Below are 16,806 nucleotides of genomic sequence, written 5' to 3'. Positions count from 1 at the left end.
AATGCGACAAGGGTGTTTTTGTGGTATTATGGGTTTGAACTCTAAAAAAAACATTATCGATTAAAGGAGCATCAAACATGAAGGTCGCAGGTGTGATTACCGAATACAATCCATTCCACAATGGGCACAAATATCAGCTAGAGCAGATTAAAAGGCAGACATCTGCTGATTATATCGTCGTAGTAATGAGCGGTGATTTCGTGCAAAGAGGTGAGCCTGCCATAATTGACAAATACGAGCGCACACGCATGGCTCTTTTGAACGGTGCCGACCTGGTGCTTGAGCTTCCATCGGTCTTTGCCACTGCTTCTGCCGAGTTTTTTGCCGGTGGCGGAGTCAGTGTACTCAAAAGCACAGGTGTGGTGGACATGCTTTGCTATGGTGTGGAGTCTGTGGACCATGAACTTACAAAGCTTGTGGCTGGCGTGCTTAAGAATCCGCCTGCTGAGTATTCCGCCTCTCTTGCCCGGCTGATTCAGGGTGGGATGAGCTTTCCTGTGGCCAGGAGCAGAGCTCTATGTGAATATTTTCAAGATAACTATGATAGTTCTTTTGAGAAATTAGATACTTTCATAGCTTCACCAAATAATATTCTGGCCATTGAATATGAGAAGGCTTTGATGGACTGTGATATTACGGGATTTCCTATTCAGCGCATCGGGGAAGGATATCACAGCACTGATTCAACATGTGAGTTTTCTTCCGCTACGGCTGTGCGCGGGGTGATTTCGACCTTAATTGATATAGACAAACACAACACTATTACTAATATGCAGCTTGATAATTCATGGATTTCCGCAAAGTTCAGTCAGCTAATGCCATCAGACTGCGCAAATATTCTTGTCAATTGTATTTTAGGCGGTTATATTGTGTTTCCGGATGATATTTCTGAAATGCTTTACTATCGCCTGCTTACCGGGAAGGATAAAGGCTTTGCGCAGTATGCAGACTGCACAAAGGAGCTTTCTGCAAAGATAGTTAAAAATATTTATAAATATGAAAGTTTTACGCGGTTTTGTAACTTACTGAAGAGTAAAAATCTGACTTATACGCGTATTTCGAGGGTTCTCATGCATATTTTACTTGGTATTGAGAATGATGATTTTAATATATGTATAGATAATCCTTATCTGCGTATACTCGGTTTCAAAAAATCATCAGGAGAGCTTATGCATCTCCTCAAAAAAAGAGCATCAGTGCCTATTATTACAAAAGTCGCTGATGCCCCGTACGAGCTTATTTCCAAGGATATTTTTGCTGCTGATTTGTATGGCAGGCTGTGTCATTCACAGCAAAATGAGTTTACACATGGAATTGTAATTATTTAATCTACAGCTCCATTATAATTTCTCGCGCCAGACGTTCCTCTATAGGCTTTGCATACACTCCCGGTGCAAACTCAACAGTGGCTCCTATGCCCTTTTGGAGCACGAAACGCAGCTTGCCGTCTCTCACCTTTTTATCGGTGTAGAGTTTCTTTACAAGCTCTTCCCTGTCTATATAGTCAGGTATACGTGTCGGAAGACCGGCTCTCTCATAGAGCTTTATCACGCGTTCTGCCTGCTCCTCTGACATATAGCCAAGGCGTGCTGACATGAGTGCCTGTGCTGCCATTCCGATTGACAGTGCTTCTCCGTGCAGCAGCCTGTAGTCGCTGACTGTCTCAATGGCTCGACCTACTGTGTGGCCCAGATTTAAGGTTTCGCGAAGACCGGCTTCTCTCTCATCCTTCATGACCACATTGTACTTGATACGGCAGTTGTTTTCCGCGATATACTCACATGCAAATTTCTTGAATGAATAGATATCATCCAGATTTTCCTCGATAAATTCAAACATATCCTCACTGCCTAAGCATGCGTGCTTTATGGTCTCTGCCATACCGCTTGCCATCTGACGCTGTGGCAGTGTTTTCCAGGCAGCTATATCTATATATACCTTTTTCGGCTGATTGAACAAGCCTATGGTGTTGGTAGCAAGAGGTGTATCGATGGCTGTCTTGCCGCCTACCGAAGCATCTGCTGCCGCAAGAAGTGTGGTTGCATAGTTGATAAACGGCACTCCTCTGCCATAAGTTCCTGCAATAAAGCCTGATAGGTCAGTCACCACACCTCCTCCGACTGCTATGATGCAACAATCTCTTCTATAGCCCTTTGCAAGCATGGCATCCTCTATCTTTGCCTTTGTCTCACGCGACTTGCTCTTTTCACCCGCCGGAAAAACGAACAAATCTACCGAATATCCTGCCTGCTTTATTTTCTCACAGATAGGAAGTGCATATGGATCACGCACATTTGTATCCGTAATCACTGAAAATTTTTTTATTTTACCTACGAGACTGTTTTCCAAATCTGATATAAGGGAATCCGCAAGGTTGTAGCCTATCTCAATATCATATGTGTCATCTACTACTTTTTTGAGTTCTACATTGAATATGCTCATTTCTTTCTCCTGTTATGTTGTATTTTGTTGCTTTCCTGCAGGAAACTGCTACAGTATACCCACAGCCTGCTTTGCAAGCTTATCTGCCTCTTCGTTGCCCTCTACTCCTGAGTGTCCCTTTACCTTTACAAAGGTAAGCTTTATTTTATTCTTAACCGACATGATGTATTCGTGATAAGCTATGGTGCCTGCCTTGTTTCGCTTCCAGGCTCCTGTGGCCCACATCTCTATGCCCATATAGTCATAGTATATGACAAGCTCCTTTATTCCAAGCTCTATAGCCTTTTTTACGGCAGCCTCAGCGCCCTTTATCTCTCCGGCTACGTTGCGCATTGTGGCCATCTCAGCATCGTCATCCGCTCCCTGCAGCACGTATTTTTCATTGCCGTTCACAAGAAAACCTCCATAGCCATAGGTGTGTGTAACCTTGTTAAAGGAGCCGTCGACAAACGCATACGTACTATTTTCGCCGGATGATTTCATTCCCGTAATGGTTTTCTCTCCGGCAATAATTTTCTCTCCGTTAATAAATATTTCTGCCTCTTCTATCGTCTTAAAGCTTTTATACACTGCTCCCTGATATCCGTCAACCATTGCTTTGCAATCATTCCAGTTGAAATATATCCCGGGAACCTTTCCCTTTTTTACCGCATAGTATTTTGATGCCATGCTTAATTTCTCCTTTATTTCTCCTTTAATTCTTCTTCCTTTGCCTGTTCCTTAAGCTCTTTCAATTTGTAAAGCTTCTTGAAATACAAATAGATCATTGTATCCCTGCCGGCATCGACTATCCTGCAACCATACAGCTTTTTTTCCGCAGTGTCATCAATCCGGACTTTTCTGACCTTCAGTTGAAGAGTAAAATCGTGGTCTCCAACGCTATCACTGAATTCCACCACCACAAGCCTGCCGTCTATTTCAATCTCACTGTCACAATAAAATGAGATTCCAACCTGGCTCACATCATGAACAACGCCTGTATAATATCCATCCTCGCCATATATGCTCAGATTACAGCTCTGCTCTATTAATATTCTGTCCTTTGAACGGCGCTCATCCTCGCGTGCTGTCTCCTTGTAGGTGCTGGTTTGAATCAGGTAATATGTTTCATTTCCCCTTTTCGTCACCTTAAGACTCACATCGGGCCAGAAATATCTTCTCCCATGGTGATTATTAACATAAACATTTATGACAATTCCCTTGAATGCACCTGTTCCAAAATCAACCACATGACCACCATATTCATATGCCTTTACGTACACTCCGCCACTTTCAATTTCTTCAACTGCAGAATCAAGGTCGTATTCCAGTCCGCCCCAGTTGGCCTGCAGCACAAGCTTTTCCCCTTTTTCCAGATCCTGTAATAGCATAATTATACACCTCTGAATTATATTATTATTTATGGGTTCTGAATAGCTACCTGTTTTTATAACACTCTCGACAAAAATTCCTGTAATCTCTCACTCTTTGGCGCGCCAAATACTTCCTCAGGTGTGCCCTCCTCAGCTATGGTGCCCTCATTGATGAACATCACTCTGTTTGCCACCTCTCTGGCAAAGCCCATCTCATGTGTCACGACTACCATTGTCATGCCTGCCTCTGCAAGCTCCTTCATTACTGAAAGCACCTCACCTACCATCTCAGGGTCAAGTGCCGATGTAGGCTCATCAAACAGTATGACGTCAGGATTCATAGCAAGCGAACGGATAATTGCCACTCTCTGCTTCTGTCCTCCAGAAAGCTGTGCCGGATATGCATCTGCCTTATCAAGGAGACCTATTCTGGTGAGAAGCTCATCTGCCTTCTTTGATGCCTCATCCTTCGTCATCACACCGAGCTTCACCGGTGCAAGCATTATATTTGCTTTTATTGTCATGTTTGCAAACAGATTGAACTGCTGGAAAACCATGCCTATTTTCTGTCTGGTCACATTGATATCTGTCGACTTGTCTGTCAGGTCTGTTCCTTCAAAAAGGATTTGTCCTGATGTAGGTGTCTCGAGCAGATTGAGGGAGCGTAAAAATGTAGATTTTCCACAGCCTGACGGTCCGATGATGGCAATTACATCACCTCTGTTTACCTCTGTGCTTATACCCTTTATTACCTCCTGCTCTCCAAAACTCTTGTGCAGGTCTTTTACCTCTAGTATCACGTTATTATCTTTCATTGCTTCTCAGTCTCCTCTCAAGTTTGCTTACTCCGTGGCTTAAAAGCATCACTATAACCAGATAAATAAGGGCTACAGCAATAAGCGGTATAAATGCCTCGTATGTGTTGCTTCGTATGATATCTCCACCCTTTGTCAGATCCATCATACCAATATAACCACTGATTGATGTCTCCTTGAGGAGGCTGATAAACTCGTTAAGCAGCGCCGGAAGTATATTTTTGACAGCCTGCGGTATGATAACAAGCTTCATGGTCTGGCTGTAGTTGAGTCCTAAGCTTCGTCCTGCCTCAAACTGTCCTATATCTACAGACATGATTCCTGAACGCACAATCTCTGCCACATATGCAGCCGAGTTGAGGCCGAAAGCAATGACTGCTACAAGTATCTTGTTGGTCACAGATGCAAGCACTACATAGTATATGATAAGAAGCTGTATCATGACAGGTGTTCCCCTGATGATGGTCAGGTATACCTTGCAAATTCCGTTCAATATGGCAAGACCGCCGTTTCTGTCATGGCTGGTTCTGACTATCGCAATTAAAAATCCCAGCACAATACCAAGCATTACGGCAAATACTGTGATAACTATTGTATTGCCAAGACCCTTTACGATATACATGTAACGATTGTCCTTGACAAAGTTGTCATAGAGCTTTTCCTTTATACCGATTGAAGAACCCAACTGGCTGTCTTTTACGATAATCTCCTGCTTTGTGGTGATATATGTATCGGTAAAATCAACATTTTTCTTTCTGTCCTCTGTCACTGTAAAGCCTGATGCCCCGACATCCACCTTGCCTGATGATACAGCGGCAATGATTGCGTCAAACTGCATATCCTCTACCTGCATATCCATGCCAAGCTCATCGGCTATGGCCTGCATAATATCCATATCAATTCCTGTGACCTTGTTGTCCTCATAGTACTCATATGGCGGGAACTCTGCATTGGTTCCTACCTTAAGTGTACCGTTTGACCTGTCAATGTCTTTCTTCACGTAGGGAGTCTTTCCCACCTGATCCACAGAGCCGATATAGTTGTCGATGATGCTCTGAACTGTTCCATCCTGCTGCAGCTTTTCAAGCGCAGTATTTACCTTGTCGCGAAGCTCTGTATTACCCTTTTTCAGGCAGAATGCATAGTCCTCATTGGTAAACTCCTCGTCCAGTATCTTAAGTCCCTTGTTTTCTTTTACAAAGGCAAGTGCCGGCTGCTCATCAATAACTACGCAGTCAATCTTGCCGACCTTTAATGCCTGGACTGCATCAGCACCCTTGTTGTATCTCTCCACCTTGGTGCCTGAACCGTCGTTCTCATAATCAGATACATAGATATCTCCTGTGGTACCGAGCTGGACACCTATTTTCGCACCCTCCAGATCGTCCACACAAGCGACCTTTTTGCTGTCGCTTTTGCCGCATGCGCATAAGCTAACGATGAATGTAGCCATTAATGCTGCCATAAGCAAAATCATAATCGGTTTTTTCTTAATGGATTTCATATTATTCCTCATTTCTGTATAAATATTTATTCAAGATTATATCATATTAGTTTATAAAAAAAAAGAGCCTGATTTTCTCAGACTCTTTTATACCAAATATTTATGCATCATGCTCCATGTTGCTTAACTTCTTCGCCTGGTCGGCTGCGATACAGGCATCAATTATCTCCTGGATATCTCCGTTAAGAATCTTGTCAAGCTTATAGAGTGTCAGATTGATTCTGTGATCTGTCACACGTCCCTGTGGGAAGTTGTAGGTACGAATCTTCTCAGCACGGTCTCCTGTACCGATTTGGCTTCGTCTCTCCTCCGCCTCTGCATCCTGCTTCTTCTGAAGCTCCATGTCATAGAGCTTTGTACGAAGAAGTGCAAAAGCCTTTTCCTTGTTCTGTATCTGTGACTTCTCAGTCTGGCTGTAGATGACAATACCTGTTGGATAATGTGTCAGTCGGACTGCTGAATCTGTTGTGTTGACACACTGTCCACCGTTTCCGGAAGCACGCATTACGTCGATTCGGATATCCTTGTCATCAATCTTGACATCCACGTCCTCTGCCTCAGGCATCACTGCAACTGAGCATGTGGATGTCTGGATACGTCCCTGCGACTCTGTCTCAGGCACTCGCTGCACACGGTGTACTCCCGACTCATACTTTAGGATAGAGTATGCACCTGAGCCCTTTACCATGAACTCGACAGACTTCATGCCACCGATTCCTGTCTCATCGGCATCAAGTGTCTCCACCTTCCAGCCTCTGTTCTCTGCGTAGTGCACATACATACGGTAGATTTCCGCTGCAAAAAGTGCTGCTTCCTCTCCGCCTGCACCGGCACGGATTTCTACGATGACGTTCTTGTCATCGTTAGGGTCCTTTGGCAGAAGAAGTATTTTAAGCTCCTTCTCAAGCTCCTCCACCTGCTCCTTTGAATCCTTAAGCTCTTCCTTTGCGAGCTCTCTCATCTCTTCATCTGATTCCTCATCCAAAATAGCCAGTGAATCCTCGATATTCTGCTTGCACTCTTTATATTTCTTATATGTCTCAACTATAGGAGCAAGGTCACTCTGCTCCTTCATAAGCTTTTTAAATCTGTTTGCATCATTTGCCACATCCGGCTCGCTGAGCAGATTCATCAGCTCTTCATAATGGTGTATAAGATCTTCTAACTTATCAAACATGTTTTTCCTCCTTGCTGTCAAACACTCCCGATACTACCCTGTCATTTCCCGCCAGGTCCTTTATCACTTGCACATCGCTGAATCCCGCAAACTGCATCATCTGCGACACCTGTCTGCCCTGGTCACAGCCTATCTCAAAAAGCAGCCTGCCCTGTGGCTTTAGATTTGCCCTGCAATCCTTTATGATACGCCTGTAAAATAAAAGTCCATCCTCAGAGCCGTCAAGAGCCTCATGCGGCTCAAATACCGACACCTCCGGCATCAGATGCGGTATCTCATCACTTCTTATATATGGTGGATTAGATACTATCACATCATACATCTCATCAACATGCTCAAACAGATCGCTTCTCTCAAAATCAACAAACACGCCGTTAAGTCTTGCGTTTTCCTTTGCCACATTGAGCGCCTGCTTTGAGATATCACAGGCTGCACCGTCCACATTAGTCGTGTTCTTTAAGATGCTTATAATTATGCAGCCGCTTCCTGTACACATATCAAGCACTCTCATACCCGGCTCTATCACCTTGAGTGCCTCCTCTACAAGAGTCTCTGTATCCTGACGCGGTATGAGCACATTGCTGTTCACACGGAATTTGAGTCCCATAAACTCCTGCTCTCCGACTATGTACTGAAGCGGAATACGCTCAGCGCGCTTACTCAGCAATGCTTGATATTCCCTTATCTGCTCCTGCGACATTTCCTCATCCATATGCACATAGTAATATGTGTGATCTATCCTGCATGCCATGGCTAAAAGCAGCCATGCATCGTTTTTTGCATCAACTATCTTTGCTTTTTGTAATATGCTTTCCCCAAGTAAAATTGCTTCTCTATATGTCATATATACCTTCTATCCGGCGGTCAATGTGCACACACATTGTTTTCCTCCTGCCATTTCTTCCAGTCAAACACGGCCTCAACCGATGCGATGCCAACCTCTATCATTTCATCATCCGGCTCCTTTGTGGTCATTCTCTGCATTAAAAGCCCCGGGACACTGAGCAGGTTGACAACCGGGTTGTCATATCTGCCCGCAAGCCTGATAAACTCATAAGATACACCTGCTATTACCGGAATAAGCACAAGTCTCAGTAAAAGCTGCAGCGGTTTTGAATCCACACGTATAAACATGAAAAACAGTATGCTTATGAGCATTACTATAAGCAGAAAGCTTGTACCGCAGCGCTTGTGATGCTTTGAGCTTTTTCTCACGTTTTCCACGGTAAGCGGCAGTCCGTGCTCTATGCAGTTGATGCATTTATGCTCAGAGCCGTGATACATAAATGTACGCTTAATATCAGGGGTCAGCGATATAATTGCTATATACCCCAGAAATATTGCCAGTCTGATAACACCCTCTATGAACGCTATGAGCATCTGTGAACTTATCATCTTTTTAAAAAGTCCTGAAAGGAAATACGGCAGTGCAAAAAACAGTGCGAGTGCTATAACAATTGACAGTACCACTGTACCGCCAAGCATGGCATTCTCCTGTTTCTTTTCTTTGGCAGCTTTTTTAGCCTTTTGCTCCTCTGTGAGAGCCTCTTCTTTGTCCTTTTTATTTGAAGCAGATGCGCTTTCATCGTCCTCGAAAAAAGACGCTGAATACATCAGTGTGCTCATGCCCAGATAAAGCGAATCGACAAAGCTCACCACACCTCTTAAAACAGGAATCTTTCTAACTGCATCAAGTGCCTTTGAATTCTTACGCTTTGACACCTTGACATCTATTTCATGGTCAGGCTTCCTCACGGCTACGGCGTATGTGTCCTTGTTCTGCATCATTACGCCCTCCATGACAGCCTGACCGCCAATACCTGAATACTTCATAAAACCTCTCTATATTCCAAAAAAGGTTGAGGTATATTGCAACCTCAACCTTTCAAGTAACTATATGATTCTATTTCATACCATATTTCTTATTGAACTGCTCAATACGTCCACGAGCCTGGTTAGCTTTCTGCTGACCTGTATAGAATGGATGGCACTTTGAGCAAATCTCCACGTGGATCTCCGGCTTTGTAGATCCTGTAACGAATGTGTTACCACAGTTGCATGTAACAGTTGCCTGATAATAATCTGGATGGATTCCTTCTCTCATGATTTTCACCTCTTTTATATTCTTATCGTATTTCTATAGCTTCACTCTTTATACCCGTATGCCCGATCCGCATATGATACTTGCTGCAAGAGCGACACGTTGCGTCCGTTTACATCCCGATAAACAGCTTAGTTATTGTAGCACATGAATCTGTCAATTGCAAGACATTTTTATAAAATTCTGTTTTTCTTTACCAGATTGACAAATTCCTTGTTGCTCTTTGTGTGTGCGAACATGTTGAGTACGTTCTCAACAGCCTCATCAGAACGCATGCTGTTGAATGCCTTACGCATATTGTCAACTGCTGCCTGCTCATCCTCATCAAGAAGCAGATCCTCACGTCTTGTTCCTGATTTTACTATATCTATGGCTGGGAAGATTCTCTTCTCAGAAAGCTTTCTGTCGAGCACAAGCTCCATGTTTCCTGTTCCCTTGAACTCCTCAAATACTACATCATCCATCTTGCTTCCAGTATCAACAAGAGCTGTTGCAAGTATTGTCAGACTGCCGCCGTTTCTCATATTACGTGCTGCTCCGAAAAATCTCTTTGGCATATGAAGCGCTACAGGATCAAGTCCTCCTGAAAGTGTACGACCTGATGGTGGAACTGTCACATTGTAAGCTCTTGCAAGCCTTGTTATGCTGTCAAGGAGTATCATGACATCATTACCATGCTCTACAAGGCGCTTTGCTCTCTCTATTACCATCTCTGACACTCTCTTGTGATGCTCAGGAAGTTCATCAAATGTAGAGTAGATTACCTCGACATTGTCCCCCTCTATAGCCTCCTTGATATCTGTAACCTCCTCCGGTCTCTCATCAATAAGGAGAATAATAAGATGCATCTCAGGATTGTTTACAGTGACAGACTTTGCAACCTCTTTAAGTAATGTGGTCTTTCCGGCCTTAGGCTGTGAAACGATCATGCCTCGCTGTCCCTTTCCTATTGGAGAGATGAGATCTACAACCCTCATCGCAACACTTGCTCCGGGTCTCTCAAGACGCAGTCTCTCATTCGGGAATATAGGCACAAGATCCTCAAAGCTTGTACGCTTCTGTGCTACATCCGGTGTATATCCGTTGACAGTGGTCAGGTATAAAAGAGCCTGGAATTTCTCACGCTCAGACTTCACCTTCATATTACCCTTTACGATATCACCTGTCTTTAAATTGAAGCGACGTATCTGCGCAGGTGCCACATAGATATCATGATCTCCCGGCATATAATTATCACAGCGGATAAATCCAAAGCCCTCCGGCATTACCTCAAGTATGCCTTCTGCCTCTTCTCCACTGTCGAGTGCTGCATAATCATCTTTAAAAGAGTTGGCGCGCTCCTCGACTGTACCGTTTTTCTCAGCCTCCTCAGCCTCTTTTGCATCCTCCTCGAGCATTCTTTCAATAATCTGTCCCTTTTTCAGTGATGAAACGCCCTTAATTCCTCTTGCCTTCGCCAGATCCTTAAGCACAAATGCCGACAAACTTTCATATTTTTCTCTCATCTGTTCCATTTCGTCTTCTCCTTAAATTTGATAACAGTATTTATTCAATTCGTCTAAACAATATTATTTAACAAATATATCTGTGTAACTATTGGGAAATAACGCCTGAATTGACTTTTGAATCATTAATTATTGATTATACATCATTTCTTTAAAAATATAAAGCGATTTCTTATTTTTTATCATATTTTTTTATAATCGGTTATCTGCATAGTTACTTGATTTAAATCACCTGCAATGTTATGATTATTCAAAAGAATTATTAGAGGGAGAATTACCATGGATAATAAAGAAAAAGCACTGAAATGCCACGAAGAGTGGAACGGAAAACTTGAAACTATAGCCAAATCAAAGGTTAATTCAAGGGAGGATCTTGCAATTGCATACACCCCGGGTGTTGCTGAGCCATGTAAGGTCATAGCCGAGGATAAGGAGGCTGCATACAAATACACCTGGAAGGCAAATACAGTTGCCGTAGTATCAGACGGAAGTGCTGTGCTCGGTCTTGGAAATATCGGACCTTACGCTGCCATGCCTGTCATGGAGGGCAAATGCGTTCTTTTCAAGGAGTTTGGCAACGTAAATGCCGTTCCTATCTGTCTCGACACTCAGGACACTGAGGAGATTATTGCTGCAGTCAAAAATATCGCACCGGGCTTTGGCGGAATAAACTTAGAGGACATCTCTGCTCCTCGCTGCTTTGAGATTGAGGAAAGACTTAAAGAGATGCTCGATATCCCTGTATTCCACGATGACCAGCATGGAACTGCAATCGTCGTGCTCGCAGGTATTATCAATTCTCTGCGCCTGACCGGCAAAAAGAAAGAGGACTGCAAGGTTGTTGTAAACGGTGCAGGCTCAGCAGGTGTTGCCATCACTAAGCTTCTTCTGACATACGGCTTTACACATGTGACCATGTGTGACCGTTTAGGTATCATAGGAAAGGACTATCCAAACCTCAACTGGATGCAGCAGAAAATGACAGAGGTTACAAACCTTGAAAATGCACAAGGTACTCTTGCAGACGCTTTAAAGGGTGCTGACATATTTGTTGGTGTTTCTGCTCCAAATATCGTCACAGCAGAGATGGTTGCTTCTATGAATAAGGATGCTATCCTTTTTGCCATGGCAAATCCTGTTCCTGAGATTATGCCTGATGTGGCAAAGGCTGCAGGTGCCAGAGTGGTCGGCACCGGAAGAAGTGATTTTCCTAACCAGATAAACAACGTTGTTGCTTTCCCAGGAATCTTCAAGGGTGCACTTGAAGGACGCGCTACACAGATTACTGAGGAAATGAAGCTTGCTGCCGCAGAGGCACTGGCCGGTCTTGTTTCGGACGAAGAATTAAATGATGATTTTATTATGCCTGAGGCATTTGACCCTCGTGTTGCTGCTGTTGTCAGTGAAGCTGTAAAGTCACATATTTAGCATGAGATACTACTCACTCAACAGATACTGCCGCGATACATTCGGCGAAAAGCTCTACAAGCTCTCTTTAGATGGAGGTATGACCTGCCCAAACCGGGATGGCTCACTTTCTTCACGGGGTTGCCTGTACTGCAGCGCCGGTGGCTCCGGTGATTTTGCGGCAGACCGCAGCCTTTCAATAAAGGAGCAGCTTTCTGCCGCTAAGGAAAAAGTAGCCACAAAGAGCAGCTGTGAGCATTATATCGCATATTTTCAGGCTTTTACCAACACATATGCGCCGATAGATTACTTGCGGCGCATATTTTATGAGGCTATAGAAGATCCATCTGTCGCTGTGCTGTCCATCGGCACAAGAACTGACTGTTTTTCTGCTGAAATTTATGATCTGCTCTCAGAATTAAACAGCATAAAGCCTGTCTGGATAGAGCTGGGTCTTCAGACCATCCACCGGTCTACTCTTGATGCCATGAATACCCATACATGTGTTGAGGATTTCATATCCGTGACGGATGAGCTTAGACGCCGGGGAATAAAGGTCATTGCACATCTCATACTGGGGTTTCCAAATGAGACACGCGGCATGATGCTTGAATCCGTTGATTTTGTTGCCAAAAGCGGTATTTTCGGAGTTAAGCTCCAGCTGTTGCATGTACTAAAGGGCACACCACTGGCTGATATGTATATTCAACAGCCATTTAAGCTTTTTACGCTGGATGATTACTGTGATTTTGTGGTAGACTGTATAGAAAGACTTCCAAAGGATATGGTTATACACCGTATGACCGGTGACGGACCACGTTCTTTACTTATTGCCCCTCTTTGGAGCACTGATAAAAAACGGGTTCTAAACACAATCAATAAAAGATTTGAAGTGCGAGACACATATCAGGGACGATTAAACTTGTTTTAAAGGAGAAAATCATGGCTGAGCCATTTACCATATATAAGCTGACAATTTTATACATGCTCGACAAAGCGGGCTTTCCGCTGTCAAACACACAGATTTCCAATTTCTTTTTGGAAAAAGAATACACCGACTACTTCCGTGTACAGGAGGTCATCGGTGATTTAGTAAATGCTGATTTAATTAATTTTGAGTCTACTCATTCCAATACACAGTATACTCTGACTGCTGCCGGAAAAGAGACGCTCGGTTTCTTCAAGGACAAGATTACAGACGGTATCGAGTCTGATGTAAAGAGCTTCTTTACCGACAACAAGCTCGAGTTCAGGCAGGAAAATTCCATTCTTGCAGACTATTACAGGACAACCGACCACAAGTATGCTGTACGCTGTCAGGTGCGCTCGGAGAGCACCACTATCATCGATCTGACTCTCTCAGTCAGCACAAAGGAGCAGGCTGAGGCCATATGCAGCAACTGGAAGAATCAGAATGAGGATGTGTATGCATACCTCATGGATATGCTGCTTCGATAAATTACTTTCTGTTTTTTCTTACAGAGTAGCCGAAGCTGCCCAGCTTATCTCCGAAGCCGAAATACTCTCCGTGTGAGTACATCACAAGACCGGTATCATTGATATGAAACTTTCCTGTCTCGTCCATGTATTTATCATCCACCGTCACGCCGACGACGTCTGCTATAAACATTGTATGGCTGCCAAGCTCCTCACACTTTCTTACCCTGCACTCAATATTTACCGGGCTTTGTGATATTCCGACTGCTGACACATGCTGCATCGCAAGCGGTGTCAGATGCAGTTCTTTAAATTTGTCCACATCCCTGCCGCTCTTCACTCCGCAGTAGTCGCAGGCTCTAAGCAGCTCATCTGTGGTCAGATTCACCACAAACTCTCCGGTTTCTTTAATCATGTTATAAGAAAAGCGCTCCGGTCTTACAGATATTGAAAGCATAGGCGGATTAGTGCACACCGTTCCCGCCCATGCCACTGTTATTATATTGTTATTTCCGGCCTTGTCAGTTACACTCACCATCACAGCCGGCACCGGGTTTAGCATATTGCCCGGCTTCCAGTTTTGTTTTCCCATATGTTAATTTATCCTTTAATTTTTCTTTAATATACTTCTGTATTCACTAATTTTCCTTTAGTTTTTCCAAGTTTTCTTTAAGCCTTGCCCGGTTTGCATCCTCAAGCTCCGTGAGTGGCAGACGAAGTCCTCCCACATTATATCCCAAAAGCTTCATAGCTGCCTTTACAGGAATCGGATTCACCTCACAAAACAGCGCCTCTATTAAATCCAGGTATTTAAGCTGGATATCAAGTGCTGATTTAATATTTCCATTCAGATATTCCATCACCATGTCATGCACTGCAGCCGGCATTACATTAGACAGCACTGATATCACACCGATTCCACCGAGTGAGAGTATTGGAATGACCTGGTCATCGTTTCCTGAATAAATATCGAGGTCATCTCCTGCCTGTTTCTTTAGCTTTGCAACCTGCGATATATTGCCACTTGCTTCCTTGATTCCTACTATATTTTCAAAATCCCTGCCAAGCCTTGCCGCAGTCTGTGGAAGTATATTGCAGCCTGTGCGCGATGGTACGTTGTACATAATGATTGGAAGCCCAACCGCCCCTGCTATCGCTGCATAGTGCGCATAAAGACCATTCTGTGTGGCTTTATTGTAGTAAGGTGTGACAACAAGCAGACCGTCTACACCAAGCTTTTCAGCCTTCTGTGAAAAATCTATCACATTTTGTGTGCAGTTGGCACCTGTTCCCGCTATTACAGGAATCTGCCCGGCTGTCTCGTCTACCACACATTTTATTACCGAAAGCTTTTCTTCCTCTGTCATTGTAGCAGGCTCACCAGTCGTGCCACACACGATAATTGCATCAGTGCCACCGTCTATCTGTCTTTTCACCAGCATCCTAAGCATTTCATAGTTTACACTGTTATCCTCATTGAAAGGAGTAATTAGCGCTACTCCGGCGCCCTTAAACAGAGACATATATACCTCCCAAATACACTATTTTACTGAACTATTTTATACTAAACTATTTAACCTATACTAAAATATTAAAGTCTGATGTCAGGGTTCTCTTTTATTATATCAGCAATTAATTCTCTCTCATCCATGTGATGCTTCACACCCTTTATCTCCTGATAATCCTCATGGCCCTTTCCTGCAAGCACTATGATATCACCATCCTTGGCATTCTCCATGCAGTATCTGATAGCCTCCTTACGGTCAGGAATTGTCACATACTCTCCATCTGCCTTGTGTACCCCCTGTAAAATATCATTAATGATATCCATAGGCTCCTCATCTCTTGGATTATCGGATGTGACAACAGTAAGGTCTGCAAGTCTCGATGACACCTCTCCCATCTCATAACGGCGTGACTTTGCCCTGTTTCCGCCACATCCAAACAGGCATACAAGTCTGCCCGGATCATACTCCTTAAGAGTGGTAAGGAGGCTTTCAAGCGCCATGGCATTGTGTGCATAATCAATCATAAGAGTATATCTCTTTGTAACAGGAACAATCTCTATTCTGCCCTTTACACTCACATGATGAAGAGCCTCCTCGATTGCCTTTTTATCCACATTGAAATGATGGCAGATAGCAATGGCAGTGAGTGAATTGTATACTGAGAATTTGCCCGGCACATTGACCTCCACATCAAAATCCAGAAGGCCTGATACATGATATTTCACGCCGAGTGCTCCATGCTCCTTTTTAAGCTCAACGTTTTCTGCTACCAGATTGTTTGTGGACTTGTAACCGTAAGTCTCCACCTGGCATGTGTGTCCCTTCATAATGCCCTCTAAGTGCTCATCATCTCCGTTAAAGATACCAAGCCTGCACTGTCTGAACAAAAGGCTCTTGCAATGCATGTAGTCTGCAAAATCCTTGTGTTCATGCTCTCCAATGTGGTCAGGCTCAAGGTTTGTAAATACGCCGATATCAAAGGTAAAGCCTGATACTCTGTGAAGCATGAGTGCCTGTGATGATACTTCCATAACGACCGCATCAAGGCCTTCATCCACCATCTCCTTAAACAGCTCCTGAACCCTGTAGGACTCAGGTGTGGTATTTGCTGACGGAATTTTCTTGTCACCACATATAGACTCTATTGTACCGATAAGTCCTGTCTTTATGCCGGCTGACTCAAGAATTGACTTTACCATATATGTGGTAGTGGTCTTACCCTTTGTACCTGTAATACCGATAGTCTTTATCTTCTCTGCCGGATAATCAAAATAAGCTGCTGACATGCATGCAAGTGCAAGCCTTGTATTATCTACCTTAATATATGTCACTCCGTCGATAGGAGTCACATCTTTTTCGACAACCACTGCCGCTGCACCTTTTTTCACCACATCAGGGATGAAATCATGCGCATCTGACACTGCTCCCGATATACACACAAATACAGAAGCCTTCTCCACCTTGCGCGAGTCATACACTAGTGTGGAAATCTCTATATCTGTGCTTCCTGCTAATACTTTATAATCCATTCTTTCAAGTAATTTTTCAAGCTTCATTT

General features: G+C 43.7%; 17 protein-coding genes. 4 read left to right on the top strand and 13 right to left on the bottom strand.

The window, feature by feature from the left end:
* The first annotated feature begins 77 nt into the window (after positions 1 to 77).
* Positions 78 to 1,328: a tRNA(Met) cytidine acetate ligase gene (locus ACTQ1L_RS08955; protein WP_441366673.1), complete on the top strand. Its 1,251-nt coding sequence runs from the start codon at positions 78 to 80 to the stop codon at positions 1,326 to 1,328.
* A 1-nt stretch (position 1,329) separates the two neighbouring features.
* Here the strand turns inward: ACTQ1L_RS08955 and aroB are convergent, their stop codons facing one another.
* From aroB to rho, 10 genes are all read right to left on the bottom strand, one after another.
* Positions 1,330 to 2,442, bottom strand: a complete 1,113-nt coding sequence (aroB, locus tag ACTQ1L_RS08950) for a 3-dehydroquinate synthase (protein WP_321110244.1) — start codon at positions 2,440 to 2,442, stop codon at positions 1,330 to 1,332.
* Positions 2,443 to 2,490: 48 nt separating this feature from the next.
* Positions 2,491 to 3,111, bottom strand: coding sequence for a ribonuclease H1 domain-containing protein (locus tag ACTQ1L_RS08945; protein WP_441366672.1), 621 nt, complete (start codon positions 3,109 to 3,111; stop codon positions 2,491 to 2,493).
* Between the two features lie 14 nt (positions 3,112 to 3,125).
* On the bottom strand, positions 3,126 to 3,812 hold the full coding sequence (locus ACTQ1L_RS08940; RefSeq protein WP_441366670.1) for a PilZ domain-containing protein: 687 nt from the start codon (positions 3,810 to 3,812) through the stop codon (positions 3,126 to 3,128).
* A gap of 56 nt (positions 3,813 to 3,868) precedes the next feature.
* On the bottom strand, positions 3,869 to 4,609 hold the full coding sequence (locus tag ACTQ1L_RS08935) for an amino acid ABC transporter ATP-binding protein (protein ID WP_441366668.1): 741 nt from the start codon (positions 4,607 to 4,609) through the stop codon (positions 3,869 to 3,871).
* A complete protein-coding gene (locus ACTQ1L_RS08930) occupies positions 4,599 to 6,113 on the bottom strand; it encodes an ABC transporter substrate-binding protein/permease (RefSeq protein ID WP_321110248.1) in 1,515 nt (504 codons plus the stop codon). The genes ACTQ1L_RS08935 and ACTQ1L_RS08930 overlap by 11 nt, the downstream gene beginning before the upstream one ends.
* 100 nt (positions 6,114 to 6,213) lie before the next feature.
* Positions 6,214 to 7,290, bottom strand: coding sequence for a peptide chain release factor 1 (gene prfA / locus ACTQ1L_RS08925; RefSeq protein ID WP_117482024.1), 1,077 nt, complete (start codon positions 7,288 to 7,290; stop codon positions 6,214 to 6,216).
* Entirely contained in the window at positions 7,283 to 8,134 is an 852-nt protein-coding gene (gene prmC, locus ACTQ1L_RS08920) for a peptide chain release factor N(5)-glutamine methyltransferase (protein ID WP_441366667.1), read from the bottom strand. The genes prfA and prmC overlap by 8 nt, the downstream gene beginning before the upstream one ends.
* A 20-nt stretch (positions 8,135 to 8,154) precedes the next feature.
* A complete protein-coding gene (locus tag ACTQ1L_RS08915) occupies positions 8,155 to 9,123 on the bottom strand; it encodes a DUF1385 domain-containing protein (RefSeq protein ID WP_441366665.1) in 969 nt (322 codons plus the stop codon).
* Positions 9,124 to 9,193: 70 nt separating this feature from the next.
* Positions 9,194 to 9,394 (bottom strand): 50S ribosomal protein L31, encoded by a 201-nt coding sequence (rpmE, locus tag ACTQ1L_RS08910; protein ID WP_015516145.1) that lies wholly within the window; start codon positions 9,392 to 9,394, stop codon positions 9,194 to 9,196.
* 170 nt (positions 9,395 to 9,564) lie between these two features.
* On the bottom strand, positions 9,565 to 10,896 hold the full coding sequence (gene rho / locus ACTQ1L_RS08905) for a transcription termination factor Rho (RefSeq protein WP_441366708.1): 1,332 nt from the start codon (positions 10,894 to 10,896) through the stop codon (positions 9,565 to 9,567).
* Between the two features lie 279 nt (positions 10,897 to 11,175).
* Here rho and ACTQ1L_RS08900 point away from each other — a divergent pair, with 279 nt between their 5' ends.
* From ACTQ1L_RS08900 to ACTQ1L_RS08890, 3 genes are read left to right on the top strand one after another with little or no spacing between them, the layout of a single operon-like run.
* Positions 11,176 to 12,324, top strand: a complete 1,149-nt coding sequence (locus ACTQ1L_RS08900) for an NAD(P)-dependent malic enzyme (RefSeq protein ID WP_321110251.1) — start codon at positions 11,176 to 11,178, stop codon at positions 12,322 to 12,324.
* Between the two features lies 1 nt (position 12,325).
* Positions 12,326 to 13,234, top strand: coding sequence for a TIGR01212 family radical SAM protein (locus ACTQ1L_RS08895; RefSeq protein ID WP_441366662.1), 909 nt, complete (start codon positions 12,326 to 12,328; stop codon positions 13,232 to 13,234).
* Between the two features lie 11 nt (positions 13,235 to 13,245).
* On the top strand, positions 13,246 to 13,761 hold the full coding sequence (locus tag ACTQ1L_RS08890) for a DUF4364 family protein (RefSeq protein WP_321110253.1): 516 nt from the start codon (positions 13,246 to 13,248) through the stop codon (positions 13,759 to 13,761).
* A gap of 1 nt (position 13,762) precedes the next feature.
* Here ACTQ1L_RS08890 and ACTQ1L_RS08885 read toward each other — a convergent pair whose 3' ends face one another.
* The 3 genes from ACTQ1L_RS08885 to ACTQ1L_RS08875 form a co-directional block, all read right to left on the bottom strand.
* Positions 13,763 to 14,332 (bottom strand): flavin reductase family protein, encoded by a 570-nt coding sequence (locus ACTQ1L_RS08885; protein ID WP_441366660.1) that lies wholly within the window; start codon positions 14,330 to 14,332, stop codon positions 13,763 to 13,765.
* A 46-nt stretch (positions 14,333 to 14,378) separates the two neighbouring features.
* On the bottom strand, positions 14,379 to 15,263 hold the full coding sequence (gene dapA, locus ACTQ1L_RS08880) for a 4-hydroxy-tetrahydrodipicolinate synthase (RefSeq protein ID WP_441366659.1): 885 nt from the start codon (positions 15,261 to 15,263) through the stop codon (positions 14,379 to 14,381).
* A 68-nt stretch (positions 15,264 to 15,331) separates the two neighbouring features.
* A complete protein-coding gene (locus tag ACTQ1L_RS08875) occupies positions 15,332 to 16,804 on the bottom strand; it encodes a UDP-N-acetylmuramoyl-L-alanyl-D-glutamate--2,6-diaminopimelate ligase (RefSeq protein WP_441366657.1) in 1,473 nt (490 codons plus the stop codon).
* Between the last annotated feature and the right edge of the window lie 2 nt (positions 16,805 to 16,806).

The organism is Agathobacter sp. LCP21S3_B2 (genome assembly GCF_052118705.1).
Taxonomy (GTDB): domain Bacteria; phylum Bacillota; class Clostridia; order Lachnospirales; family Lachnospiraceae; genus Roseburia.
This window is presented reverse-complemented; position numbering and strand designations above follow the sequence as displayed.